This is a genomic window from Butyricicoccus pullicaecorum, assembly GCF_002160355.1.
GTDB lineage: Bacteria > Bacillota > Clostridia > Oscillospirales > Butyricicoccaceae > Butyricicoccus > Butyricicoccus pullicaecorum.
This window is the reverse complement of sequence record NZ_NFKK01000036.1, coordinates 1-4,191: the sequence shown is the minus strand read 5'-3', so window position 1 is coordinate 4,191 and position 4,191 is coordinate 1. Positions and strand designations below refer to the sequence as shown.

At 49.6% G+C, this 4,191-nt stretch carries 5 protein-coding genes and 1 other RNA gene; 3 read left to right on the top strand and 3 right to left on the bottom strand.

Annotated features, from left to right (window positions below):
* Position 1: 1 nt before the first annotated feature.
* From B5F17_RS15370 to B5F17_RS14275, 3 genes are all read left to right on the top strand, one after another.
* Entirely contained in the window at positions 2–88 is an 87-nt protein-coding gene (locus B5F17_RS15370) for a phage holin family protein (protein ID WP_407922601.1), read from the top strand.
* A gap of 38 nt (positions 89–126) precedes the next feature.
* On the top strand, positions 127–939 hold the full coding sequence (locus tag B5F17_RS14280; RefSeq protein ID WP_162608202.1) for a glycoside hydrolase family 25 protein: 813 nt from the start codon (positions 127–129) through the stop codon (positions 937–939).
* Positions 940–1,008: 69 nt separating this feature from the next.
* Positions 1,009–1,743, top strand: a complete 735-nt coding sequence (locus B5F17_RS14275) for a DNA adenine methylase (protein ID WP_087374900.1) — start codon at positions 1,009–1,011, stop codon at positions 1,741–1,743.
* 155 nt (positions 1,744–1,898) lie between these two features.
* Here the strand turns inward: B5F17_RS14275 and ssrA are convergent.
* From ssrA to B5F17_RS14260, 3 genes are all read right to left on the bottom strand, one after another.
* Positions 1,899–2,254: a transfer-messenger RNA gene (ssrA, locus tag B5F17_RS14270) on the bottom strand.
* Between the two features lie 24 nt (positions 2,255–2,278).
* A complete protein-coding gene (gene smpB / locus B5F17_RS14265; RefSeq protein ID WP_016149215.1) occupies positions 2,279–2,746 on the bottom strand; it encodes an SsrA-binding protein SmpB in 468 nt (155 codons plus the stop codon).
* A gap of 127 nt (positions 2,747–2,873) precedes the next feature.
* Positions 2,874–3,575, bottom strand: a complete 702-nt coding sequence (locus tag B5F17_RS14260; RefSeq protein WP_275532140.1) for a heparan-alpha-glucosaminide N-acetyltransferase — start codon at positions 3,573–3,575, stop codon at positions 2,874–2,876.
* Between the last annotated feature and the right edge of the window lie 616 nt (positions 3,576–4,191).

The window sequence follows — 4,191 nt, the reverse complement described above, 5'->3', positions numbered from 1 at the left end:
TATTGAGAATGCCGGTCTGATGGGTCTGCCGGTGCCGGACGCGATTATGAGCGCCATCGAGCAGCTGCAAGGCAAAGAGCAAAAATAAAACGTGTCCAAATTGGACACGAGAAAGGATGCGATACTTTGAACGGAATTGACGTCAGTAAACACAACGGCGCGGTGAACTGGACAAGTGCCGCCACCGCAATCGACTTCGCGATCATCCGTGCAGGATATGGCAAGACCTATGTTGACCCGTGGTTTGAGCGCCATCTGGCGGGCGCACAGGCCGCAGGGCTGCGCGTGGGCGTGTATCATTACAGCTACGCGCTTACGGTTGAGGATGCGCGCGCAGAGGCGCGGCATCTGCTTAGCATCATCAATGGCCGCCGATTTGATATGCCGCTCTGGTTTGATATGGAAGACGCAGACGGCTACAAGGCAAAGCACGGCTTTAAGTTTAGCCGCGCCAATATCTCGGCCATCACGCAGGCGTTTATTGATGTGATTCGCGCAGCGGGCTATCAGTGCGGCGTGTACGCCTCCAAGAGCTGGTTTGATGATTACATCAAAGTAGATGCCGACGCGATCTGGCTGGCACAGTGGGCGAGCAAGCCCACCTACACGGGCAAGTTTGATGTCTGGCAGAACAGCGACAGCGGCACCGTGCCGGGCGTGACCGGTAAGGTGGACACCAATGTCCTGTACACGGAATTCTGGAAAGAACAGGAGGAAGATGAAGAAATGAAGACCTATACTCACACCGATCAGATGCCCGACTGGGCACAGGATACCTTTTATCGGCTGATTGATGCTGGTATCGTCAAGGTGGATGCCAAGGGCGAGATCGCTGTACAGGAATGCAGTGTGCAGCCAATGGTCTACATTGACCGCCTGTGCGGCGGCCAGATCGAGAAGCTGCCCGAGGCGATCAAGGCGTTGCAAGGCAACAACTAAATAAAAAATCCGGGGTGGTTTGCTCCACCCCGGAAAATTTTTAACACAAAAAGAGAACGAATGTTCGATATGAATAGCTTTATTTCTTGGATTGGCGGGAAAAAGTTGCTAAGAGATGAGATTATCGCACGATTCCCGGAACAGTATGGTCGTTATATTGAGGTATTTGGCGGTGCCGCGTGGGTATTATTCCGCAAAGACAGGCATGCGCCTATGGAGATTTACAATGATGCCAACAGCGATTTGGTTAATCTATTCCGGGTGGCAAAATTCCATGCGGACGAACTGGCACGCCAGCTGGATTTGATGCTCATGTCACGCGAAATGTTCTGTGAGACGCGGGATTCGGTCGGTGTCACAGATATCCAGCGCGCAGCGCGGTTTTGGTATTTGCTCCAATCGTCGTTTGGATCGGATGGTCGTAGTTTCGCGTGCCGTCCAAAGGATCTCCAGCGAGCAGCTGCACGTCTGCCGGATGTGCAAAAGCGCCTGAGTCGTGTGCTGATCGAGCACAAGGATTTTGCAGCGCTCATCCGACAGTATGACCGGCCAGACGCTTTGTTTTATTGTGACCCGCCGTATTATGGCACAGAGGACTATTATACAGCAGAGTTTACGGTGGCCGATCATGTGCGTCTGCGCGATTGTCTGGCGGGAATTAAAGGTAAATTTGTCCTGAGCTATAACGATTGTCCAGAGGTACGCGATCTGTATCAGGGATATCAGATTGATACCGTGGAGCGGCAACACAATCTAAAGCCGGGTGAGCGGTATCGAGAGCTGATCATTAGGAACTTTGAATGAAGTGGGTTATTTAGTGGGTTTACCAGTGTGAATCTCGAAGATAAGCACAAACAAGAAAGAAATTGTATAGACGCTTAAACGCATAAAATATTTAAAATTAGAATGATTTGGAACAAAAAATCCCACCTGAAACCAGGCGGGATTTTTCGTGTAAATGGTGGAGACGAGGGGAATTGAACCCCTGTCCGAAAGCACATCCACAAGGATTTCTCCGGGCGCAGTTTGTCAACTAACATTCCTGCCACAGTGCGCCGGCAAACAGGCTCACTGCTTTCGTAGAGTCATTTTACATGACGGGCGCAACTCTTAACCCGTACACGTTCACCGCTAATCGACGCCATGCACCCGAGCCGCGGTACTCTCGGGGATGACGGGCCAGCCGTAATTAGGCAGCCAGAAGAGTAGTATTGTTGTTGTTTAATTTATAAACAAGTTGAGGCTTTTAAGGCAGCGTCCTCACTGCCGCCCGCTATCCCGGCTTCAGCACCCCCGTCGAAGCCTTTACGTCCCCGTATCGGCTTGGCAGAGCGGTGGATTACCGGTTTCTGCTTTTCATCACGCGATCGATTTCGCGGTTTGCATCACGTTTTGCGATGCTGTCGCGCTTATCGTGCAGTTTTTTACCGCGGCACAGACCGATTTCGACCTTGACGCGGGAATTGCGGAAGTAGACACTCAAGGGAATGAGCGTGTAGCCGTCCTGCTTGGTCTTGCCGAAGAGGGAGAGGATCTCCTTCTTGTGCATGAGCAGACGACGCTTGCGCATGGGATCTTTATTAAAGATGTTTCCCTTTTCGTAGGGGCTGATATGCATGCCGACGACGAATAATTCGCCATCCTTGAACGAGCAGTAGGCATCCTTGAGGTTGATCTGACCGAGACGGATGGATTTGACCTCAGTGCCGACCAGTTCGATGCCGGCCTCATACTTTTCGTCTACAAAGTAGTCGTGCCATGCCTTTTTGTTGGAGGTCACTTGTTTGATACCCTTTTGAATTGCCATGACAGACTCCTTTCGCGTGGTGTGATACTATGGTAACACAAGAGGGGAACGGTGTAAAGAGTCATTTGTGTTACAGTTTTCGAGGAAAGAGGAGAAAAAGCGCCGCAGATTGCCTGCGGCGCTCGGTTTATTCGGGGAAAAATGGCATCATCGCACCAAATAGGATGGGCTGATGAAGCAGATAAATTGCCAAGCTGTGCTGACCCATCCATGCGAGCGGGCGGCAGTGGGATTTGCGCATCCAGTCGGGAAGGTGGAATTTTCCGAGAAAGTAGCCCGCGAGGAATAGGAATAGGTAAGGGAAGATCGGAAAATAGTCGGCTGAGTGGAAATCGGGGGATAGCAGACCGATCAGGGAGAGCCAGTAGGAGAGATACCACTCGGACGGCAGCGGAATCTGAAAGGAACCCAGACCCAGATAGTGCTGAGGCACGTGATAGGTAAAGATAAATAAGAGTAGGGTAACGATCAGACCGGGAACGGCCGGGATTTTCTGGAGCAATGGACGCAATACGACATAGCAGAGGAAGCAGAGTGTCATACAGTGCAGGATGCCGAAGACGATCAGCGTCTGCGATCCTGCAAACCAGGTCACGACCGTAATCAGCAGTGCACTGGCGGCCAATGTCAAAATATGACGAGACAGGTGACGGGTATAATGGATACAGAGTCCGGCGAGCAGCAAAAATGAGCCGCAGATATAGAGCTGCCATACACGCGCGCCAAACGTGTGATACCAAGGAAGCGGGATATCCAGAAGTGAATCGATATTCCAGAAAAGGTGGAAGAAGATCATATTCAAAATCGCCAAACCGCGCATCTCATCCAAAAAGAGATAGCGGGTTGAGAGCTTTGGAACGCCGTGCGTATAAGGAAAGAGAATTTGTGCGTGTGCATTCGATTGTGATAGAGACAAAATGAATCACCTCGCAAGGTTAAAGGAATACCTATATTATAACGCGCGCGTGCGTGTGCGTAAATAACAGCATGTCGAAGAAAAATTGTCGATAAAAAGTGGAAAATTTTTGTTGACAACGCAATCAGACAGTGGTATTCTATATAAGCTGTCTCCGAGAGACGGCATCCACAACGAAAGAAGCGTCACGACCATTTGAAACTTTTTGAATAATGGGTCAAAAAAGTGGAAAAAAGTTGTTGACACGGGCTTTCAGCTGTGGTATTATAAATAGGCTAACCGGTTGATCAGCAAAACCGGACGAAAAGTTTGGAAAAGTTCAGATTTAGCGATTCGGAGCACGAAAAACTTCGAAAAAAGTTAAAAAAGAGCTTGACAAACAAAAGCGAGTCTGGTAAAATAAATAAGCACTTCACCGAGAGGTGAGCGCTTAAAAAAACTTTAGCGGTTGGTACCTTGGTCAATTTCCTGATGAAATTGACACGCGGTACAAAAAATCGCTGAAGGCAAAGATTTTTTGTACCTTGTA

Coding starts and splice junctions, on each gene's coding strand:
- smpB (WP_016149215.1), bottom strand. CDS start 2,746: ATGGCAATTCAAAAGGGTATCAAACAAGTGACCTCCAACAAAAAGGCA.
- B5F17_RS14275 (WP_087374900.1), top strand. CDS start 1,009: ATGAATAGCTTTATTTCTTGGATTGGCGGGAAAAAGTTGCTAAGAGAT.